This is a genomic window from Gibbsiella dentisursi (assembly GCF_039539505.1).
GTDB classification, from domain to species: Bacteria; Pseudomonadota; Gammaproteobacteria; order Enterobacterales; family Enterobacteriaceae; genus Gibbsiella; species Gibbsiella quercinecans.
The window spans coordinates 811,455-832,878 of sequence record NZ_BAABDG010000002.1 but is presented as its reverse complement, the minus strand read 5'-3'; the positions used below and the strand labels follow the sequence as shown (position 1 = coordinate 832,878).

Genomic DNA, 21,424 nt, shown 5'->3' with positions numbered 1-21,424 from the left:
TTCGCCTATGCTACGTTCCGCCGTTCGGCGCCTTCAATGGCTTCCACACCCGTGCTCCACTCACCAAATCACTCGTCTTTGAGATTAACCCATGTCAAAACCGGTGGTTAGGTTGCCCGGTGGCGATAGATTCGGGCAATTCCATTTACGCCGGTGGTAGCAGCGTGCGGTTTCAGCAATACGCCAATTACATCACCGGCTCATTGATCAAACCATCAATCAGCACCTGCGGCGTTCCCCGCGAACAGCGCTCAATGCGCCCACGCACGCCATACACCTGCGCCAGACTCTCCGAGGTAATCACCGCCTCCGGTACCCCATCGGCAACCACATTGCCGTCTTGCAACATCAAGACGTGGTCACCGTGGCGCAACGCAATATTGATATCATGCACCACCACGATGGTAACGATATTGCGTTTGCTGGTTTCCCTGCGCACCAGATCCATCACGTGGAACTGATAATTGAGATCCAACGCGCTAAGCGGCTCATCGAGCAACAGTAAAGAAGGCTGGCGAATCAACGATTGTGCCAACCCCACCAGCTGCTTCTGGCCGCCAGAAAGCTGATCAAGATAGCTCAGCGCCAAATGGGCGATGCCCAATTGTTCCAACAGGGCCATCACGTCGGCCTCGCTGCCGGCATGGCTACGCCCGCCGGAGGCGCGCTGCGCCACAATCACCGATTCCAGCACGTGCAAATGCACGCCGGCCGGCAACGATTGTGGCAAATACACCACTTTCTCGGCCCGGCGGGCAAACGGCATTGCCATCAGGTTATCGCCATCCAGCCACAGCTTGCCCTGCGCCGGGTTCAGGCCAGCCAGCGAACGCAACAGCGTTGATTTCCCACTGCCGTTCGGCCCCAGCAGCACGGTGATTTTGCCGCGTGGCAACATCGGCACCGATAAGTTGCGGATAACCTGGCGCTTGGGATAACCAGCGCAAAAATCCTCAATCCGTAATCCAACGCTCATCAGACGTTCCCCCGATGGCGCAAAATAATACTCAGGAAGAACGGCACGCCCACCAGCGACGTGACGATACCGACCGGGATAATAATCCCAGGCACCAGGTTCTTCGACGCGACAGACGCCATCGACAGCACCAATGCGCCGATCAGCGCGCTCGCCGGCAGGTAAAAACGGTGATCCTCGCCAAACACCATGCGCGCGATATGCGGCGCCACCAGGCCGATAAAGCCGATAGGCCCAACAAATGCCACGGCCAGTGACGACAGGATACTGATGCGCAACAGCGTCGCCAGCCGCAGGCGGCGCACGTCAATACCGAAACTGACGGCGCGATCTTCCCCCAGGCGCAGCGCGGTCAGCTTCCACGAACTCATCATCGAGAGCGGCAACAGCACGGCAAACACGCCAAGCAAGATGCCCAGCTTTTCCCACGAGGCGCGCGCCAGGCTGCCCATGGTCCAGAACACCAGCCCTTGCAGGGTATCTTCGCTGGCGATGAACTGCATCATCGAAACCAAAGCATTAAAGGTAAACACCAGGGCAATGCCGAACAGCACCACGCCAGAGGTCGCAACGCGTGTCCAGCGCGTAATGCCATCCAGCATCAGCGCGGCAAACAAGGCGAACAGAAAGGCGTTGGCGGAAATAAACCATTGATCGGAAATGCCGGGGATACCGATACCCAGGACGATCGCCAGCGCCGCACCAAACGCAGCGGCGGAAGAAACCCCCAGCGTAAACGGGCTGGCCAGCGGGTTATTGAGGATGGTCTGCATTTCCGCGCCCGCCAGGCCAAGCGCCATACCCACCACCACCGCCATCAGCGCATAGGGCAAACGGATATCCCATACGATAACCCGCGTGCCGGCGTCCGCCGCGGCGGGATCGAGCAAGGTTTGCCACAGTGCGGCAAGAGAAAGCCCGGAAGGCCCCATGGTGAAATCCAGTAACAGCGATCCGACAATCGCCAGCGCAAACACGCCCATGATCAACAAACGGTGGCGGAGAATATGGTGATAGCGCCCCATGACGTGCGCGCCGGGCGAGCTTTTTACATCTGGCCTGGGATCGGTGGTTAGGCTCATTATTTCGGATACCTGTTACGACAATGACATACCGGCGCCCCAAAGGGCCGGTTTTACCTGGAAAGCGCGCTAACAATAAATGAAAGGATAATACTTATCAATCGTAGTCATAAGCCTGAGCGCCGTTCATTGCAGGTAACATGATCTTATATATCCCCTTCATACTGCAAGTTGCCGGTGTATTGGCCTGCTAACTCGCCCCATCGGGCCAGCGCTTAGCTCTGTTCAAAAACGCTTTTGCGTTTTTCCTGCAATGCGAATTATTTTGGGGAGATGATCGGGCTTTAACCACGGCGGCGGCGAAACTGGCAGGCAAACGGGAAACCATCACGCGGCAGGCCGCCGCGTGATGCCGGTGATTACTTCACCTCGGACGTCGGGAATTTCATCTCGCTGTATTTCACCACGCGGGTACCGCGGGTCAGTTTGTAACCAAACCAGATAAGCAGAAACAGCGGAATACCGATATAAGTGGCCGTCACGCCATACCAGTCAATCTTGTCTTCCAAAAATGCCTGGTAGTTCTGGCCCAGGGTGATGATAAGGCACAACACAAACGCAAAGATCGGCCCAAGCGGGAAGAAGCCAGAACGGTACGGCAATGCGTTCAGATCGAGCCCCTGCAGCTCATAACCACGGCGGAAACGGTAGTGGCTGATGGCGATGCCAAGCCAGGCGATAAAACCGGTCATGCCAGAGGTGTTCAGCAGCCACAGGTATACCGACTGGTTGCCGAACATGGAGGTCAGGAAGCACAGCCCGGCCACCACGGTGGTGGCATATAGCGCGTTGCGCGGCACGCCCCCTTTCGACAGGCGGGCAAATATACGCGGCGCCTTGCCTTCCGAAGCCAGGGTGAACAACATCCGGGTTGAGGCATACATACCGGAGTTACCGGCCGACAACACCGCCGTCAGGATAACGGCATTCATTACCGCCGCCGCGGACAGCAGGCCAGCATGCTGGAATACCAGCGTAAACGGGCTGACGCTGATGTCTTTCACATCGTTGCGCAACAGGCTCGGATCGGTATACGGAATGATCAGGCTGATGATCAGAATGGCGAAAATATAGAACAGCAGAATACGCCAAAACACCTGGCGTACCGCACGTGGGATGTTCTTCGCCGGGTCTTCGGACTCACCGGCCGCAATGCCGATCAGTTCCGTCCCCTGGAAAGAGAACCCGACGATCATCGCCACACCGATCATCGCCGCGAAGCCACCGGCAAACGGCGCATCGCCCACCGTCCAGTTCTGCCAGCCGGCGTGTTCGCCACCTTTCAGAATGCCGAAGATCATCAACACGCCAACCGCAATAAAGACGATAACGGTGGTAACTTTAATCAGCGAGAACCAGTACTCCGCCTCACCAAAGCCTTTAACCGAAATATAGTTCAACAGGAACATCAGGCTCAGGAACAGTGCGCTCCAGATCCAGCCCGGCGTATCCGGGAACCAATACCCCATCACCAACTGTGACGCCACCAGGTCAACCGCGATGGTCACCGCCCAGTTGTACCAGTAGTTCCAGCCCAGCGCGAAGCCAAAGCCTTCTTCCACATATTTGGCGCCGTAGGTGGAAAACGAGCCGGAAACCGGCATAAACGCCGCCAGTTCACCCAGACTGGTCATCAGGAAATAGACCATCAAACCGATTAACGCATAGGAAAGCAAAGCGCCGCCAGGGCCAGCCTGGGAAACCGTCGCGCCGGAAGCGACAAACAAACCAGTACCAATAGAACCGCCAATGGCAATCATGGCTAAATGCCGTGCTTTCAATTCACGGCGTAATCCGGGTGCTTGTTGCCCCTGTGTTTTTATATCCTGCTGAGCCATTCTAACCCTACTGCTCGTCGAAAAATGAGGCCGGATTGTAGCAAATACCCGCCGACGGACTAGTAAACATTGCCCTGATATAAGATAGCTTCATAATGAGGGGAACATTATTAGCAAAAACGCTGATATTAACGCCCGCATAAGCAGCGCTTACAGGCGGCAATAGTCCAGAAAGCGTTGCAGCGCGTTAGAGATATGCTTCTGCCGGTGATGGATCAGATACAGCGTTCGCATCAGCGGCGGCAACGGGATCGCCAGTTCAACCAGCGTGCCGCTCGCCAGCTGTTCCTCAATAACCCGCCGCGACAGGCAGCTGATGCCGATGCCGTGGCGCACCGCATGTTTGATCGCTTCTGAATTACCCAGTTCCATCACCAGCTTGAAATTGGGCAGACGTGACAACAACAGATGATCCAGCACTTCGCGCGTGCCAGAGCCGCGCTCACGTAGGATCCACGGCGCTTCGGCCAGGGTTTGCTGCGTCAACGGCTGGTGCGCCAACGGGCTTTCCGGCGCGGCGAACACCACCAGTTCATCCTCCAGCCATGGCTGAGTCACCAATTCAGGCATATGGCATGGGCCTTCGATCAGCCCCAGATCCACTCGAAAATCCGCCACCGCGCCGATCACATCCTGGCTGTTGCCCACGTTCAGCTCCAGCGGGGTTATCGGGAAATCCTGGCGGTAACGGGCGATCATCGCCGGCAGCATATAGTTGCCAATGGTGCTGCTGGCTGCGATGCGCAGCGCGCCGCCGTCGCACAGGAACAGCTGTTCAATCTCGCCCGCTTGCTCCAGCAGCGACAGCGCCTTGGGGTACAACAGCCGGCCATGCTCATTGATCACCAGCCGTTTGCCGACGCGATCAAACAATTGCACGCCCAGTTGCCCTTCCAGATCCGCCAGCGCCGCGCTAACCGCCGATTGCGATAAGGCCAGCACCACGGAAGCCTGGGTGGTTGAACCGCTTTTCAATACTTCAGTAAACACTTCTAACTGCCGCAGTGTGATATGCATAACTGTCTCGTGATCAAAACCGCCCCCGGCCATTCCTGGGTGATTATCGCCAACTCCATGCCATTACCACTTATAATGATAGATTATAAACATATAATCAATTTCTCTTTTATGCAGCCAAAACGTAGGCTTACGGGTAAACGATAAGACAAGGATTGAACCTATGGCTGCGGATATCACCCATATTACTCCCCGCCGGCACACGTTGCCGTTTCGGGCAACCCACCTGCTGCCGGGGCTGCTGTTAACCGCGTTAATCAGCGCAGTCGCCGTCTGGGCAGCCGCTATCCCCTTGGTGGCGGATCTGGGGCTTGGCGCCCTGACGCTGGCGATCATTTTCGGCATCCTGGCGGGCAATACGCTCTCCCCCTGGCTGCAACCGGTTTGCCACAGCGGCGTACAGCTGGCCAAACAACGCCTGCTGCGCCTGGGCATTATCCTTTACGGTTTCCGCCTGACGTTTCAACAGATTGCCGACGTCGGCGCCACCGGCATCATCATTGATGCGTTGACGCTGAGCAGTACCTTCCTGCTGGCCTGCTGGTTGGGCAAAAGGTGGTTCGGCCTGGATCGCCAAACCACCATGCTGATCGGCGCAGGCAGCAGCATCTGCGGAGCAGCGGCGGTGATGGCCACCGAGCCGGTATTGAAAGCCGATTCCAGCAAAGTCGCGGTTGCAGTATCCACCGTAGTGGTCTTCGGTACGCTGGCAATTTTCGTCTACCCGTGGCTGTACCAGCTCAATGCGCACTTTCAATGGGTTGGCTTCAGCGAGCAAACATTTGGCATCTACGCAGGCTCCACCATTCATGAAGTAGCGCAGGTGGTGGCCGCCGGGCACACCATTGGCCCGGATGCGGAAAATGCCGCCGTCATTGCAAAAATGATCCGTGTGATGATGCTGGCACCGTTTCTGCTGCTCCTTTCCGGCTTTATCAGCCGCAGCGGCAACGGCATGCAGGCAGAAAAATCCGCCATTACCATTCCGTGGTTCGCGGTGTTGTTCATCGCCGTGGCGGGCCTGAACTCGTTTCAGCTGTTGCCGGCGCCGCTCGTGCATACGCTGATCGCCGCCGATACCTGGCTGCTGGCGATGGCGATGGCGGCGCTAGGGCTGACGACTCATATCGGCGCAGTGCGCCAGGCCGGGATGAAGCCGATTCTGCTGGCGACGCTGCTGTTCATCTGGCTGATTATTGGCGGCGGCGCGATTAACCTGTGGATTTCACACCTGATGCATGCCTGAACGCGCTCGCCCATCTGGGCGGGCGCAACCCGTTGTTCCCCCATTCAATCTCGCCGCCATCAATGCCATAATGGCACCGATAATACAGGAGAATAAAAATGAAATTTGTCGGTGCACATGTCAGCGCTGCGGGCGGCGTGGATCAGGCGGTGATCCGCGCCCACCAACTGGAGGCAACCGCCTTCGCCCTGTTCACCAAAAATCAACGCCAGTGGAAAGCCGCCCCGCTGTCGGCTGAAACCATCGATAAGTTTAAAAGCGCCTGTGCACAGTATCACTATGGCCCGGAACAGATTCTCCCGCACGACAGCTACCTAATTAACCTTGGCCACCCGGTCGCGGAAGCGCTGGAGAAATCGCGCGAAGCCTTCCTGGATGAAATGCAGCGCTGCGAGCAACTGGGGCTGACATTACTGAATTTCCACCCAGGCAGCCACCTGATGCAGATCGATGAAGATCGCTGCCTGGCGCGCATCGCCGAATCCATCAACATTGCGCTGGATAAAACGCGTGGCGTCACCGCCGTGATTGAAAATACCGCCGGCCAGGGCAGTAATCTCGGCTTCCGTTTTGAGCATTTGGCGGCAATCATTGCCGGCGTGGAAGACAAAAGCCGCGTCGGCGTGTGTATTGATACCTGCCATGCGTTTGCAGCCGGTTACGATCTGCGCAGCGAGGAAGAGTGCGAAAAGACCTTCAGGCAGTTAGAAGAGGTGGTGGGGTTTCATTACTTACGCGGTATGCATCTCAACGATGCCAAGAGCGAATTCAACAGCCGCGTTGACCGTCACAACAGCCTGGGGGAAGGTAATATCGGCAAAACCGCGTTCAGCTACATCATGCGCGATCCTCGCTTTGACAATATTCCGTTGATTCTTGAAACGGTAAACCCGGATATTTGGGCGGAAGAGATTGCCTGGCTGAAGGCACAGCAATAACACGAGGAAACAGTGGGTTCGCCCCTCTGCTAACCCAGCCGGCGAGCGCCTGGCTGGGTTAGATAAAGCGCTATTTTAATGAACCGCCCGCATCAAAGCAGGCCGGCGATTAGCGCGTCTTGAAATCAATAACCATGCGGCCTTTGATTTTGCCCTGCTCCATTTCATGGAAGATGGCATTGATGTCTTCCACCGGGCGCAGGGTGACTTTCGGCACCACTTTGCCTTCAGCGGCGAAGGCGAACGCTTCCGCCAGATCTTTACGGGTGCCCACCAGCGAGCCCACAACCTGGATACCGTCCAGCACCAGGCGTGGAATGCTCAGGCTCATGGCCTCCGGCGGCAAGCCAACAGCAACCACGCGCGCGCCGGCGCGCACGGCGTCAACGGCAGAGTTGAAGGCAGCTTTGGCAACCGCAGTCACCACGGCGGCGTGTGCCCCGCCCACCTTTTCCTGGATCACTTTCGCCGCATCTTCATTGCGGGAGTTAATGACCAGATCCGCCCCCATATCACGGGCGAAATTGAGCTGTTCGTCATTCACATCCACCGCAATCACTTTGGCGTTGAAGACGTTTTTCGCATATTGCAGCGCCAGATTACCCAGGCCACCCAAACCGTAAATGGCGATCCATTCACCCGGCTCAATCTGCGAAACCTTAACCGCCTTATAAGTGGTCACACCGGCGCAGGTCACGCTGCTGGCAGCGGCTGAATCAAGCCCGTCAGGCACCTTGACCGAATAGTCGGCCATGACAATGCACTCTTCCGCCATCCCGCCATCCACCGTGTAGCCGGCATTTTTTACTGAACGGCACAGGGTTTCATTCCCCGAAGTACAGTATTCACAGTATCCACACCCTTCAAAGAACCACGCCACGCTGGCACGATCGCCCACTTTCAGCGACGTCACGCCAGGGCCGACGGCCGTCACCAGGCCAATGCCTTCATGACCGAGCGTCAGCCCCGTTCTGTCGCCGAAATCACCGTTTTTAACGTGCAAATCCGTGTGGCACACCCCACAGCAGTCCATTTTCAATAACGCTTCGCCGTGACGTAACGGACGAACTTCTTTATTCACCACCTCAACCTGATGATCCGCGGTAACTACTGCTGCTTTCATCGATTTACTCCCTAAACAGTAAAAAAGATAATGAAAACCATTATCCTTGCCAGTTTAAATTATTACGCTTGGTAATGGGAAGTGCATATCTTTGCGTCTTGCTCATGAATTACAAGAAGCGCTAAATCCGTCGATTTAATCGTAGCAGTATGAAATTTAATCGCAAAGACGATAATATGTAAGCAGAAATTACCATAGACACCGGATGGTTTTTCATAGAATCAAAATGAAGGTGGGCAGTTTGCTGTTTTCTGGTAGCCGTAATCCGTGCAACAACACATAAAGAAAATGCCAGTCAGATACGTTGACTGGCATTAATATTATTAATCTATCCGTTAATACTTCAAGTTACAGCCGTTTTGTATTTATGTTCTGCAACCCGAATTATTTTGGAAATATTATAAATTGTTCTGCGATTACGCTGCGCTGGCAGCCGGCACTTCCGCACGTTTCAAAATCGCGTAGGCCACGCCCGCTACGACCGTCCCGGCAATGATCGAGACCAGATACAGCAGCACTGGGCTAATGGCGCCAGGGATCAACAACACGAACAACCCGCCGTGCGGCGCCATCAGCTTAGCGCCAAAGGCCATCGACAGCGCACCGGTCAAGGCGCCGCCGACGATACAGCAAGGCAATACGCGCATCGGATCGCGGGCCGCAAACGGGATAGCCCCTTCAGAGATGAAGCACAGGCCCAGCACCAGCGCCGCTTTGCCCCCTTCGCGTTCAGACTTCTCGAATTTGCGTGCGGCCAGCAGCGTCGCCAGGCCCATGGCCAGCGGCGGTACCATGCCGGCAGCCATAATCGCCGCCATCGGCGCATAAACCGAAGAGCTCAGCAACGCCACACCAAAGGCATAGGCCGCTTTGTTTACCGGGCCGCCCATATCGGTACACATCATCCCGCCCAGAATGGCACCCAGCAGCACCGCGTTAGCCGTGCCCAGCGATTGCAGCCAGTTGGTCAGGCCTTCCATGATTTTCGCCACCGGCGTACCGACCACATAAATCATGACCAGACCGGTAACCAGGCTCGCCACCAATGGAATAATCAATATTGGCTTCAGCGCTTCCATACTCTGCGGCAAATGCAGCTTGCTGCTGATGAACTTCGCGACATAACCGGCCAGGAAACCGGCAATGATACCGCCGATAAAACCAGCACCCGTGCTCACGGCCAGCATCCCGCCGATCAACCCTGGGGTTAACCCCGGGCGGTCAGCGATAGAAAAGGCGATATACCCGGCCAGAACCGGCACCATCAGGGCAAAGGCCGAGCCACCGCCGATCTGCATTAACGCAGCCGCCAACGTGCCCTTAACTTCAAAGGCTTTAATGCCAAACACAAACGACAGCGCGATACACAAGCCGCCCGCCACCACCATCGGCAGCATGTAAGACACACCGGTCAACAGATGGCGATATGGGCCCGTCCCCGTCCCTTCTTTCTTGCCCTTGCCGCCAGCGTTGGAAGACGCGCTGTTTTTCTGCGGTTCGAACACTTCCGCTTCGGCCACCGCTTTATCCAGCTCCTGCGCCGTTTTCTTCAGCGCCAGGCCGGTGGTGGTCCGGTACATGCGTTTACCGGCGAATTTATCCAGATCGACTTCAATATCCGCAGCCACCACAACCAGATCGGCCGCTTCCACTTCTTCCGGCGTAATCACATTGCCGGCGCCCACGGAGCCACGGGTTTCCACCTTCACCCACCAGCCGCGTTTTTTCGCTTCGGTTTCGATGGCCTCTGCCGCCATGAAAGTATGCGCAACGCCGGTCGGGCAGGCCGTTACCGCCACGATACGCAGCGGGCCGCCGGCCTTTTTCGCCGGTGCGGCCGCCTGCGGCGCCTGGTAAGGTTTCGCTTCCGCCTGCGCCTGTTTCAGGAACGCTTCGGGTTCACGTACCGCGTGCTCCGCATCCCCGACGTACACTTTTTTGCCATTAAGCGCCGGATCCGCAGGCGCCGCCTGGCCAACCACGACCACCAATTCCGCATCAGCCGGCGTTTTGACCAGCGTCAGCCCGGCTTTCTCCGTCGCGGCACCCAAAATACGTTGCGCCAGGTGACCAGATGCTTGCCCCAGCGAACTGTCTATTATCAGCAGCGTTTTCATCCTGCCTCCTGTCCTAGCTATTAAAAGGTTTCAGATCGACGCGCGCCATCATCGCGGCCAACTGAGGGCGATCGGTCACGCCAACGTTGCTCTGGCTAACGGCCAGTGCAGCCACGGCGGTGGCCAAACGCAAAGTATGCTCGCTGGATTCACGCATCAGCAGGCCATAGATCAGGCCGCCGACCATAGAATCGCCGGCGCCCACGGTGCTCACCACTTCGCAAGCCGGCGGTTTGGCAATCCAGGCGCCAGAGGCGTTAACCCATAGGGCGCCTTCGGCGCCCAGTGAAATCACCACATGGGCAATCCCCTGTTCACGCAGCGCGTGCGCGGCTTCCACCACGTCTTGCAGCGTCGGCAATGGCCGCCCGGCCCAGATTTCCAGCTCGCGGCGGTTTGGCTTAACCAGCCAAGGCGAAGCTTTCAACCCCGCGACCAGCGCTTCGCGGCTACTGTCAAAAATGATGCACGGACACTGCGCGCGCAGGCGGGTCATCCAGTCGGTAAAGGCTTCCGGCGCCACGCCGGCCGGCAGGCTGCCGCTGACCGCCACCATATCGAACTGGCCCAGCCAGCTCAGGGAATCGGTGACGAAACGCTCCCAGTCCTGCTCCGTTACTTCAAAACCGGAGAAGTTCAGATCGGTCACTTCGCCGTCTTTTTCTGTCAGTTTCACGTTGATGCGCGTGCGGCCAGGAACAACCTGAAAACGGTTGGCAATTCCCAGATCGCTAAACAGCAGTTGGAAACCATCCTGATTCTCTTTGCCCAGGAAACCACCGACGGTGACGTCGATCCCCAGATCCTTTAATACCTTGGCAACATTTATGCCTTTGCCCGCCGCATGCAGCCCGGTGGTTTTCACCAGGTTAACTTCACCGCGTTCGATTGCCGGGCAAAACCCCACCAGATCGTAAGCAGGATTCAGCGTAATTGTTGCAACCCTTCTGCTCATGCTGCCCCCTCGCCCAAACCTTCACTAATTGCTTCGCCGATCGCTTTCAGCGCAGCTTCAGCATCCTCGCCGTTGGCGGTAAAGCGCAGGTGATGCCCTTTTTTGACACCCAACGCCACCACTTTCATCAGGCTGCGGCCATTAACCGGTTTGCCCGTACCATCCAGGTTGGTCACGGTGATTTCACTGTTGAATTTCTTGATCACGTTCACCAGCATTGCGCCTGGGCGAGCATGCAGGCCGTGATCGTTATGGATCACATATTCCGCCGTCAGCACTTCGCTTTGCTCTGCAACGTCGCTGGTCAGCAGCGCCAGCACACCGGCGGCATCAGCGTTCAGCAAACGTTCAGCTTTATTCGCCTGCAGCAAATCGCTCAGGTAATTCAGCACGGCCAGCGGTTGTTCATCGGCCACGGCAACGGTCAGCAGCAGCGCCACGTTTTCACCGTCTTCTTCAAATGCCTGCGCCGGGCGGCTTACCGTCGCCGCGCTGTGCAGGTTGCCTTCGGTGCTGTCGCTCAGCCAGATACCCTGCCCCAGATTCAGCGGCTTGCGGGTAATCACATCGCTGACAAAGCTGGCGTTTACCGCGCCCAGTTTTTGCAGGCGGCCGGCGTTCAGCGCCTGCAGCGTCATCAGGCTGTCTGCGGCAACGTCCAACGCGATTAATGAAGCGTCGAATTGGAATTCATCGGCTTGTTTTTCGCCCATCAGCAGGCTGCGTAACTCTTCCGTCGAGGTGGTCTTCGCCATTTGATCGGCCACGCTGTCGTCGCTCAAGACGTGCGTTAATTGGCGCAACAGCGCCAGGTGCTCATCGGAACGGGCAGCGATGCCAATCACGATATAGGCCGTCTGGCCTTCACCCCAAGTGATCCCCTGCGGGAACTGAAACACCTGAACCCCGGTGTTCAACACCAGATCGCGGGTGTCCGTGGTACCATGGGGAATGGCGATGCCGTTGCCCAAATAGGTGGAAGTTTGCAATTCGCGCTGCTTCATGCCGTCAACATAACCGGCGCTGACGCACCCGGCGGCGGTAAGCGCGGCGGCAACTTGCTCGATCGCGTCCTGTTTGCTGCTTGCGGTAGCGCCCAGGTGAATGTCTTGCTGTGACAACTGGAACATGACTCTCCTCTCCTGCCGAATTGAATCGTTTCAGCTTTATTGAGAAAAAGGAGCGTTACACAAACCAACCCAATCAGTTAGGTAACGCTGAAACGTTTCAAAGAGTGTGTGACCAGCACTGGCTGAAAGCAAGTTTTCTTAATTTTGACGTGATATATTTTTGACCTTACGCACACTTTCCTTAAGGGCGTGCTAAACAACACGGCAAAATAAGTCATAGCGCTGAAATTTTGCTGAAGGAGAAAACATGGCGGTACTAACAGGCATTGGGGTGATCATCGTTAACGCAAATGGCGAGATCCTGTTGGGCAAACGCTGCGGCAAACATGCCCCCTATTGGTCCATCCCCGGCGGCCACCTGGAGAGCGGGGAAAGCTTTGAACAATGCGCCCAGCGTGAAATCGCAGAAGAAACTGGCCTGCTGATTGCCCCACCGGCATTTATTGGCGTGAGCAACAACCTGGAAACCTGGCGCCAGGAAGGCAAGCATACGGTATCCATCTGCATGCTGGCGCAGCACCCGGGCGGTGAACCGGTGCTGAAAGAACCCGACAAATGCGCCGAATGGCGCTGGTGCCGGCCCGATGCCCTGCCGGAGCCCCATTTTGAAGCCAGCCGCAATGCTATCCAACTGTGGCAAACAGGGCGCGTTTACCCGCAATAACTCGCTCCGCCTGGCGGCAAACATGCGGCGCTAATCGCAGGAATAATATCTTTACGTTTTAGCGTGCTGAAACCGGTTTTGGTTTGTTTTCAACGCGCGTATGATGCGCGCGTCCGTTCCCTTTATTGGCCAAATAACCATCGCATGCGCACAACAACCGCAGTCACCCGGCGCCAACCCGATCTTACTTCGCTGGCTTTCATCATCGTCGCTTTTCTCACCGGTATTGCCGGCGCGTTGCAAACCCCAACGCTGAGCCTGTTCCTGACCACCGAGGTTCACGCCCGCCCAACCATGGTCGGGTTGTTTTTTACCGGCAGTGCAGTGATCAGTATCCTGATTAGCCAGTTCCTGGCCAGCCGCTCCGATAAAAAAGGGGACCGCAAAACGCTAATCTTCCTGTGCTGCATGCTGGGCGCATTGGGTTGCGTATTGTTCGCCTGGAACCGCAGTTATTATCTGTTGCTGATTGTCGGCGTGGTGTTGACCAGCCTGGGGTCTACCGCCAACCCGCAGATGTTCGCCCTGGCGCGTGAACATGCCGATCATACCGGGCGCGAAGCGGTGATGTTCAGCACTATCCTGCGCGCACAGGTGTCATTAGCCTGGGTGGTTGGCCCGCCGCTGGCTTTCGCCCTGGCGCTGGGGTTCGGTTTCAAAATCATGTATCTGGCCGCCGCGGCCGCGTTTATCGCCTGCGGCGTACTGGTATGGAAAACGCTGCCGTCCGTACCCAGAGCCCTGGCGCCCACGGGCGGCCGATTGGAAGCGCCACGCAGGAACCGGCGCGATACGCTGCTGCTGTTTGTGGCCTGTACCCTGATGTGGACAGCCAACTGCATGTACCTGATCAATATGCCGCTGTATGTTGTGCATGAGCTGCAAATGTCGGAAAAACTGGCCGGGGTGCTGATGGGCTGTGCCGCCGGGTTGGAAATCCCCACGATGTTGCTGGCAGGCATGCTGGCCAAACGCGCCGGGAAACGCTTGCTGATGCGCTATGCGGTGATTGCCGGCGTACTGTTCTATGGCGGGCTGCTGTTTATTACCGGCACCTGGCAACTGATTGCCTTACAGTTACTGAACGCGATGTTCATCGGCGTGCTGGCCGGAATCGGCATGCTCTATTTCCAGGATCTGATGCCCGGCCAGGCAGGTGCCGCCACTACGCTGTATAGCAATACCAACCGCGTTGGCTGGATCATTGCCGGTTCGGTTGCCGGCGCGGCGGCAGAAATATGGAGCTATCACGCAGTGTTCTATTTTGCACTGGCCGCCGTGATGGGATCACTCCTGTGCATGTGGCGGCTGAAAGACGCTTAGCCGCTATGGCCTTTAAGGAGCGGTATCCGCTTCCAGCCTGGCCAGATAGATCAGCGCCGCATCACGGTGATCGTGGCACATTTCACGGCTGGGCTGCAGGCTGGCGCAAACTTTTGGCCGCAGTGGGGAATGGAACAGCCCGCAGCGCCAGTGTTGATCCAGATGGATACAGCGCGTATTCGCCGGTTTGCCGTTCGGCATACCAGGCATAGGGCTGGATATAGAAGGCGCGATACAGCAGGCGCCACAGTCGGTACGACAATCCACGGCGCGCTCCAATAGGCTGGCGGCAAGAGAAAGGCGACAATAGCAGCGGCGCTATATTACCGCCAGCATAATCCCACGCCTGGCGCTGGAAATTTTCTCTTGTGTTATTTCCCTTCCCTTTTATAAGCAAATGGCGGTGCCAGGACACGCTCCTACCATCCCCGTTACCGGCGCCTCCTGATTGCCGTCGGGTAACAAAAACCATCGGCTGGCCTGCCGCATTTCTCACACCAAAAAACAAAAAAACCAAATATACGCACAAAATACGCATTAAATTATCTTTACACTCACCAATCACGCACGTACCATTCAACTAGTACAACAATCATCACCCGAAACCTTCAGGAACCTCATGCCCACGGATACCGTTCAGCCACTCGCCCGCCCCTCCGCACTCGGCGGCACCATGATTATTGCCGGTACCGCGGTCGGTGCCGGCATGTTTTCAATCCCGGTGGTCACGGCCGGCGTCTGGTTCAGCGGCTCGTTGGCGCTGCTGGTTTATACCTGGGCCTGCATGCTGCTTTCCGGCTTGATGATCATGGAAGCCACGCTCAACTACCCTTCCGGTGCCAGCTTCCATACCACCGTTAAGGATTTGCTCGGCAAAGGCTGGAGCACCCTCAATGGCATAGCGATTGCCTTTGTGCTGTATATCCTGACCTATGCCTATATTTCCGCCGGCGGCTCGATCATCGCGCATACCTTCGCCGGCACCATCAACGCCAACCAGGCGGCCTGCGGGCTGGCCTTTTCCTGCGTGATCGGGTTTATCGTGTGGCTTTCCACCCGCGCTGTCGATCGCCTGAGCACCATTCTGATTGGCGGCATGATCATCAGCTTTGTGATGTCGGTTGGCGACATGTTCACGCAGGTTCAGCCAGCTATCCTTTTCAACCGCAGCGATAGCCATGCCCACTACCTACCTTATGCGTGGGTCGCTCTGCCTTACCTGTTGGCGTCGTTCGGCTACCATGGCAACGTGCCGGGGTTAGTGAAGTACTATCATAAAGACAGCGGCAAGATTGCCCGCAGCTTGCTATACGGCACCTTACTGGCGTTGGCGATCTACATCCTGTGGCAGTACGTGATTCAGGGCAATATCACGCGCAGCGCTTTCAAACAGGTGATCGCCGAAGGCGGTAACATCGGCAGCCTGTTGCAGCAAATGGGCAATGTGGCTAACAACCACGCCGTGCGGCAATCGCTGAACGCATTCTCTTATATGGCGCTGGCCAGTTCGTTCCTGGGCGTGGCGCTGGGGCTGTTCGACTATATCGCTGACTTTCTCAAATTCAGCGATAGCCCCGCCGGCCGGGGTAAAAGCGTGATGGTGACCTTCATTCCCCCTACGCTGGCCGCCTTGCTGTTTCCAGATGGGTTCCTGTATGCCATCGGCTTCGCCGGGCTGGCAGCCACCGTTTGGGCGGTGATCACCCCGGCGCTGATGGCGCGGGCCAGCCGCCGGCGTTTCCCACAGGCGCCATACCGCACGCCCGGCGGCGGTTTTGCGATCCTGTTGGTGCTGCTGTTTGGCGGGATTAACGCTGCCGTCTATCTATTAGAACTTGCCGGCCTGTTACCGGTGTTCAAATAACCTGCAAAATCCCTCACCATCCAGCGATGGTTTTTGCGGGTTGTGCTTGCCTGAAACCGGCGGCGCGAGTAACGTGTCGCAACTTATTTAAACCACCCATTCACAGGTAAAAGTTATGGCAAGAGCTAACGAAATCAAACGTGGCATGGCGATCAACTACAACGGCAAATTGCTGCTGGTAAAAGACATCGACGTGCAAAGCCCAAGCGCCCGCGGCGCCAGCACATTGTATAAAATGCGTTTCTCGGACGTTCGCACCGGCTTAAAGGTGGAAGAGCGTTTTAAAGGCGACGATATTCTGGACACCATCACCCTTTCACGCCGTAAAGTCACCTTCTCTTATATTGATGGTGAAGAGTACGTCTTTATGGACGAAGAGGATTACACCCCATACATCTTCAAGAAAGAGCAGATCGAAGATGAGCTGCTGTTTATTCCCGAAGCCGGTTTGCCTGGGATGCAGGTGTTAACGCTGGAAGGCCAGGTGCTGGCATTGGAATTGCCGCAGACGGTAGATATGGAAATCGTAGAAACCGCACCGGGCATCAAAGGGGCTTCCGCCAGTGCGCGCAACAAACCCGCTACCATGTCGACCGGACTGGTGATTTCAGTGCCGGAATATCTGAGCGCGGGCGATAAAATCCGCATTCATATTCCAGAGCGCCGCTACATGGGCCGTGCCGACTAACCCAGGCGGGTATGGGCGGCAGTATGGATGGGCTTTGCCAGGACGATCGGCCTGGCATAGCCAAACGATTTAATTATAAGTAATGGTCATCATCGCAAGTTTTTGCTGTTGATTTACCCATGACACTTCGGAAAAACCAAGGTTTTGCGGCAGATCCCCGCGGGCAAAATCCGTGTTCTGCAAGGTGCGCTGCTGCCCTTGCAAATAGCCTCCATCACGGTAGCATGTCGTCTTCAATACAGTAGCCGATACCGTGAAAGAACAAGGGCTTTCCGCTACTGCCCCCGTAAAATAAATGGTACCGGAAGATTTCGCCTGGCTTGCCATCGTCCATGAAAACAATACGCCAACGATCACTAACAACCGACAGGTATTCATGGCAACCTCACTTATTGTTAAGCCTCTTTAACTATAGATGAGATTTATCAGAATAATCGTAGATTCGGAAAATTTATTATCATGATTGAAGAAATAGTGATTTAAAAACAAGCAATAAAAATCCTTCAGCCGTGGCGCCATGCGCTTTTGCTGAGAATTTTCCGACCGGCAACAACAGCGGAGCGCTTAGCGGCAAAAAGCACTTTTTGCCTTACCACACTAGTATTCATATAGGGCATATTACGCACCGAATTTGCTGCCGATGGCGGCGCGACCCGCTGAAGCATCGCGCCTGGCGGCAGCCTAAAAACAGGACTGTTCAATGACAAAAACCAACCTGATTACCGGCTTTCTCGGCAGTGGCAAAACCACCACCATCCGCCATCTGCTGGCCAGCAAGCCGGAAAACCAACGCTGGGCCGTTCTGGTCAATGAATTTGGTGAAATTGGCATCGACGGCGCCCTGCTGGCAGGCAGCGGCGCCGTCCTGAAAGAGATCCCGGGTGGCTGCATGTGTTGTATCAATGGCCTGCCGATGCAGATCGGGCTGAACATGCTGTTGCAGAAGGAAAAACCCGATCGGCTGCTGATCGAACCCACCGGGCTCGGCCACCCAAAGCAGATCTTATCCATTCTGGCACAGGATACCTATGCCGGCTGGATTGATTTACACGCTTCGATCTGCCTGCTGGATGCGCGCCAACTGGGCGATCCCCGTTATCGGGAAAATGAGAACTTCCGCGATCAGTTGGCCGCGGCAGACGTTATTATTGCCAATAAAAGCGATACCTATCAGCCAGCGGATTTTGCCGCGCTGGATGCCTGGCAAACAGCAAGCGGCGCAGAGCGCCCACTGCATGTGATTGAGCAAGGGCGCATGGATGTGGCGCTGCTTGATCTGCCGCGCACCAATCATGCCAAACTGCCCGATGCGCACCACCACCACGGGCACAGTAAAGCGCCGGGGCTGGCGGCCTTGCGCCTGCCGGAGAACTCCCGCTGGCGGCGCGCGCTGAATCAGGGCCAGGGCTATTCCAGCTGCGGTTGGATTTTTGACGCAGAGACGCAGTTCGATACCGTCGGCATGATGGAATGGATCCGGCTGGCGCCGGTTGAGCGCGCAAAAGCCGTGGTGCGCATCGCCGAAGGCACATTGTTGATCAACCGCCAGGGGCAGGATCTGAATATCGAAACGCGCCAGTTGCCGCCATTGGACAGCCGTATCGAATTGATCCACAACGATGATGCCGACTGGAATAGATTACAGTCGGCTTTGTTTAAGATTCGTTTAAGTTAACCCTTTTACCGTAAACAGATTTGTTTAACCACAACAGGCTTCATCATGACACGCCATCATCTTCCGTTAATACTCTTGTGTAATCTGTTGGGGATTGCACTTTTCCTTTCTTGGTATTTGCCGGCCAATCACGGCTATTGGTTTACGCTGGACTCGTCCATCTTTTTCTTCTTCAACCGGCACCTGGCAAGCGATCCGGCGTTTCTGCACCTGGTGGCGCTCACCAATAACCGCGCCTTTGATATGATATCCCTGCTCGCCATGGGCCTGTTGTATTTATACTTCTTCCTGAAACAGGATGCCGAAGGCCGCCGCCGCCTGATCATGACCGGCATCGTGATGCTGCTCACCGCAGTGGTATTGAACCAATTGGGCCATCTGTTGCCGGTTAAACATGCCAGCCCAACCTTGACCTTTGATAATATTAATCGCGTCAGCGAATTAACCGGCATCCCGACCAAAGATGCTTCCAGCGATAGCTTCCCCGGCGATCACGGCATGATGCTGATTATTTTTTCCTGCTTTATGCTGCGCTACTTCAACCTGTGGGCATTCGTTATTGCGCTCTTGATCACCGTGGTCTTTTCACTGCCGCGCGTGATGATTGGTGCGCACTGGTTCACCGACATCGCCGTTGGCTCGCTTTCCGTGGTGTTGGTGGGGATCAGTTGGATCCTGATGACGCCGGCCAGTGATACGCTGATTAACTGGCTAAACGGCCATTTGCCGGGTAAACACCGCCCGCAGTAATCCGGCGCGCATGATTATTCATATGGCCGGCCTAATCTATATATTGAATTACGCATAATTAGGCCGTGCCCGAAAATAGCATTTTATTAACAAAACGATTTCAATCCAATATCACTAAAAAATGAGCCTGGGTAAAAACCCAGGCCGGGTAATCATTATTCAAAAAGGACACTACGGCGCCATTTACGCCGCAATGGCGATAATGCGCGGCTTCCCGCATGGTAAGTTTAACTTTTGACCATGTTGTAACAAGAAGTTTTGCTAAAGCATTTTCTACCACCCCCTTTGCCGCCGATACCCACAGTGAATAAAAAACAACCAATTGAATATTAATTAGTTTATTATCCAGCCACCGGCCAGGTATTTGGCAATCGGTTATAACGCATCCCGCTGTGTTACATCACAAATTCATATAAAAAAGGGGTGAAAAAGGCTCGCAATCGCCTATGGCTTCCGGTAATCTCGGGCGTAATGTGTCTGCTTTAGCACGGCTCGCCCTCAAATCCACTAAAAATGTGCGTTCCAGCACAATTTGGTAGATAACCGATTGTCGATACAGCAGCAGCGCATTAGGCTCGTTCAGTTTGGCATTTTCAGGTAGCGACTTTTGTCGTTAAGGACAAAAAGGGAAAACGATAATAATGGTCAAATCTCAACCGTTCCTGAGATATATTTGGCGGATTGCCCCTGCAATCGCCGCTGCGGTTATACTCTCCGCCTGTAGTTCAAACCACACTTCGAATCTTGATAACGCACAAACTGAGATGCGTGCAGTTAATGACCGCGATGGCCTTTTACTGCAAGCCTCTCAGGATGAATTCGAAGCCATGGTGCGTAACGTTGATATCAAATCAAAAATCATGGATCAGTATGCAAGTTGGAAAGGCGTCCGCTACCGGTTGGGTGGCGAAAGCAAGCGTGGCATCGATTGCTCGGCCTTTGTACAACGCACCTTCCGTGAACAGTTTGGTATGGACCTGCCCCGCTCCACCTACGAACAAGAAGATCTCGGCAAGAAAATTCAGCGCACCAAGCTTCGCCCTGGCGATCTCGTCTTATTCCGCGCCGGCTCAACCGGGCGCCACGTCGGCATTTATTTAGGTAACGATCAGTTCGTGCATGCCTCCACCAGCAGCGGCGTGATGATTTCAAGCCTGAACGACAACTACTGGAATAAACGCTACCGTGAAGCGCGGCGGGTGCTGACCAACAGTTAACGCCCTCTCCCTTACGTTACCTGAACGATAAAAAATGCCGCAGCCAAGCGGCATTTTTATTTGCCTGTCTCACGGCATATTTGCACTTTCCCCTTCAGGCTCTTAGATTGAATGGAAGCCCCCTCTTTGCTGAAAGATAAATGTCATGGCGCCTGCATTGAACATTAACCGCGAAACCGCCCATAAAAACCCGCGTAAGAACGATCCCGACGGCCTGAAACAACGTATCTTTGCCAGCGTGCTGGCCGAATTTTCCGAATCCGGGTTGAAAGGGGCCAGGCTGGAGCGTATTGCTGAACAGGCAGGCACCACTAAACGGATGGTGGTTTATCACTTCAAAAACAAAGAGGCGCTATACATCGCCGTACTGGAATATGCCTACGCCCATATCCGCCAGGATGAACTGGCGCTAAATCTCGCCACCCAGCCGCCGGCAGAGGCCATACGGCAACTCACCGAAGCCAATTTCAATTACCATGCCAGCCACCCGGCCTTTATACGCCTGATCAGCATGGAAAATATGCAACGGGGGCAATATGCCCGCCGTTCAGAGAAGCTCCGGCAACTGAACAGCAGCGCGTTGCAAACGCTGGAAGAGATCCTGCAACGTGGCAAACAGTTAAAGCTTTTTGCCGCCGAGGTTAACGCGCTGGATTTGCACCGAATTATCAGCTCGTTGTGTTTTCATTATTCTGCTAACCAATATACTTTCGAAACGTTATTCGAAAGCACTCGCTCAGAGGAAGAAAAACTGGCCTATTATCGTCAAATGACCGTCGATGTGGTGATGCGTTATCTAAAATATGATCATTACTGATACA

The 21,424-nt window shown here is 55.5% G+C and carries 20 protein-coding genes; 10 read left to right on the top strand and 10 right to left on the bottom strand.

The genetic code is table 11. The features are described from left to right. Positions 1-187: 187 nt before the first annotated feature. From ABFX35_RS04225 to yieE, 4 genes are all read right to left on the bottom strand, one after another. Positions 188-976, bottom strand: a complete 789-nt coding sequence (locus ABFX35_RS04225; protein WP_346079373.1) for an ABC transporter ATP-binding protein — start codon at positions 974-976, stop codon at positions 188-190. Continuing rightward, positions 976-2,058 carry a FecCD family ABC transporter permease gene (locus tag ABFX35_RS04220; protein WP_346079371.1) on the bottom strand — a complete coding sequence of 361 codons (1,083 nt, stop codon included), beginning with the start codon at positions 2,056-2,058 and terminating at the stop codon, positions 976-978. Before ABFX35_RS04220 ends, ABFX35_RS04225 begins: the two co-directional genes overlap by 1 nt. A gap of 359 nt (positions 2,059-2,417) precedes the next feature. Then, a complete protein-coding gene (locus ABFX35_RS04215; protein ID WP_346079369.1) occupies positions 2,418-3,896 on the bottom strand; it encodes an amino acid permease in 1,479 nt (492 codons plus the stop codon). A 150-nt stretch (positions 3,897-4,046) separates the two neighbouring features. After that, a complete protein-coding gene (gene yieE, locus ABFX35_RS04210) occupies positions 4,047-4,913 on the bottom strand; it encodes a DNA-binding transcriptional regulator YeiE (protein WP_095848906.1) in 867 nt (288 codons plus the stop codon). Positions 4,914-5,076: 163 nt separating this feature from the next. Between yieE and ABFX35_RS04205 the strand changes: the two genes are divergently transcribed. Together ABFX35_RS04205 and nfo are read left to right on the top strand one after the other, a co-directional pair. After that, positions 5,077-6,159: a YeiH family putative sulfate export transporter gene (locus ABFX35_RS04205; protein ID WP_346079366.1), complete on the top strand. Its 1,083-nt coding sequence runs from the start codon at positions 5,077-5,079 to the stop codon at positions 6,157-6,159. A gap of 98 nt (positions 6,160-6,257) precedes the next feature. Next, entirely contained in the window at positions 6,258-7,097 is an 840-nt protein-coding gene (nfo, locus tag ABFX35_RS04200) for a deoxyribonuclease IV (protein ID WP_346079364.1), read from the top strand. A gap of 109 nt (positions 7,098-7,206) precedes the next feature. Here the strand turns inward: nfo and adhP are convergent, their stop codons facing one another. From adhP to fruB, 4 genes are all read right to left on the bottom strand, one after another. Then, the gene (gene adhP, locus ABFX35_RS04195) at positions 7,207-8,220 is read right to left on the bottom strand and encodes an alcohol dehydrogenase AdhP (protein ID WP_279028004.1); all 1,014 of its coding nucleotides are present in this window, start codon (positions 8,218-8,220) and stop codon (positions 7,207-7,209) included. 416 nt (positions 8,221-8,636) lie between these two features. Further along, positions 8,637-10,337 (bottom strand): PTS fructose transporter subunit IIBC, encoded by a 1,701-nt coding sequence (gene fruA / locus ABFX35_RS04190; RefSeq protein ID WP_346079362.1) that lies wholly within the window; start codon positions 10,335-10,337, stop codon positions 8,637-8,639. 13 nt (positions 10,338-10,350) lie between these two features. Next, positions 10,351-11,292, bottom strand: coding sequence for a 1-phosphofructokinase (gene fruK, locus ABFX35_RS04185; RefSeq protein WP_346079360.1), 942 nt, complete (start codon positions 11,290-11,292; stop codon positions 10,351-10,353). Next, on the bottom strand, positions 11,289-12,422 hold the full coding sequence (gene fruB / locus ABFX35_RS04180; RefSeq protein WP_121555717.1) for a fused PTS fructose transporter subunit IIA/HPr protein: 1,134 nt from the start codon (positions 12,420-12,422) through the stop codon (positions 11,289-11,291). Before fruB ends, fruK begins: the two co-directional genes overlap by 4 nt. Before the next feature lie 247 nt (positions 12,423-12,669). Between fruB and ABFX35_RS04175 the strand changes: the two genes are divergently transcribed. Both ABFX35_RS04175 and ABFX35_RS04170 read left to right on the top strand, forming a co-directional pair. Beyond that, a complete protein-coding gene (locus ABFX35_RS04175) occupies positions 12,670-13,086 on the top strand; it encodes a nucleotide triphosphate diphosphatase NUDT15 (protein ID WP_279027998.1) in 417 nt (138 codons plus the stop codon). Between the two features lie 144 nt (positions 13,087-13,230). Then, a complete protein-coding gene (locus tag ABFX35_RS04170) occupies positions 13,231-14,409 on the top strand; it encodes a sugar efflux transporter (RefSeq protein WP_279027996.1) in 1,179 nt (392 codons plus the stop codon). Positions 14,410-14,421: 12 nt separating this feature from the next. On the opposite strand, the gene ABFX35_RS04165 is transcribed toward ABFX35_RS04170, so the two are convergent. Beyond that, on the bottom strand, positions 14,422-14,676 hold the full coding sequence (locus ABFX35_RS04165; RefSeq protein ID WP_095845119.1) for a YkgJ family cysteine cluster protein: 255 nt from the start codon (positions 14,674-14,676) through the stop codon (positions 14,422-14,424). A 352-nt stretch (positions 14,677-15,028) separates the two neighbouring features. Between ABFX35_RS04165 and mtr the strand changes: the two genes are divergently transcribed. After that, entirely contained in the window at positions 15,029-16,273 is a 1,245-nt protein-coding gene (mtr, locus tag ABFX35_RS04160) for a tryptophan permease (protein ID WP_346079357.1), read from the top strand. 115 nt (positions 16,274-16,388) lie between these two features. Continuing rightward, positions 16,389-16,961 (top strand): elongation factor P-like protein YeiP, encoded by a 573-nt coding sequence (gene yeiP / locus ABFX35_RS04155; RefSeq protein WP_121555721.1) that lies wholly within the window; start codon positions 16,389-16,391, stop codon positions 16,959-16,961. A 69-nt stretch (positions 16,962-17,030) separates the two neighbouring features. On the opposite strand, the gene ABFX35_RS04150 is transcribed toward yeiP, so the two are convergent. Then, complete coding sequence (locus ABFX35_RS04150) at positions 17,031-17,339, bottom strand: type 1 fimbrial protein (protein WP_279027526.1); 309 nt, start codon at positions 17,337-17,339, stop codon at positions 17,031-17,033. 322 nt (positions 17,340-17,661) lie between these two features. Here ABFX35_RS04150 and ABFX35_RS04145 point away from each other — a divergent pair, with 322 nt between their 5' ends. From ABFX35_RS04145 to ABFX35_RS04130, 4 genes are all read left to right on the top strand, one after another. Next, a complete protein-coding gene (locus tag ABFX35_RS04145) occupies positions 17,662-18,636 on the top strand; it encodes a CobW family GTP-binding protein (RefSeq protein ID WP_279027524.1) in 975 nt (324 codons plus the stop codon). 45 nt (positions 18,637-18,681) lie between these two features. Continuing rightward, positions 18,682-19,386, top strand: coding sequence for a phosphatase PAP2 family protein (locus ABFX35_RS04140; protein ID WP_279027521.1), 705 nt, complete (start codon positions 18,682-18,684; stop codon positions 19,384-19,386). 641 nt (positions 19,387-20,027) lie between these two features. After that, complete coding sequence (gene mepS, locus ABFX35_RS04135) at positions 20,028-20,603, top strand: bifunctional murein DD-endopeptidase/murein LD-carboxypeptidase (protein WP_279027519.1); 576 nt, start codon at positions 20,028-20,030, stop codon at positions 20,601-20,603. A gap of 145 nt (positions 20,604-20,748) precedes the next feature. After that, positions 20,749-21,420, top strand: coding sequence for a TetR/AcrR family transcriptional regulator (locus tag ABFX35_RS04130; protein ID WP_346079353.1), 672 nt, complete (start codon positions 20,749-20,751; stop codon positions 21,418-21,420). The last annotated feature ends 4 nt before the right edge of the window (positions 21,421-21,424 follow it).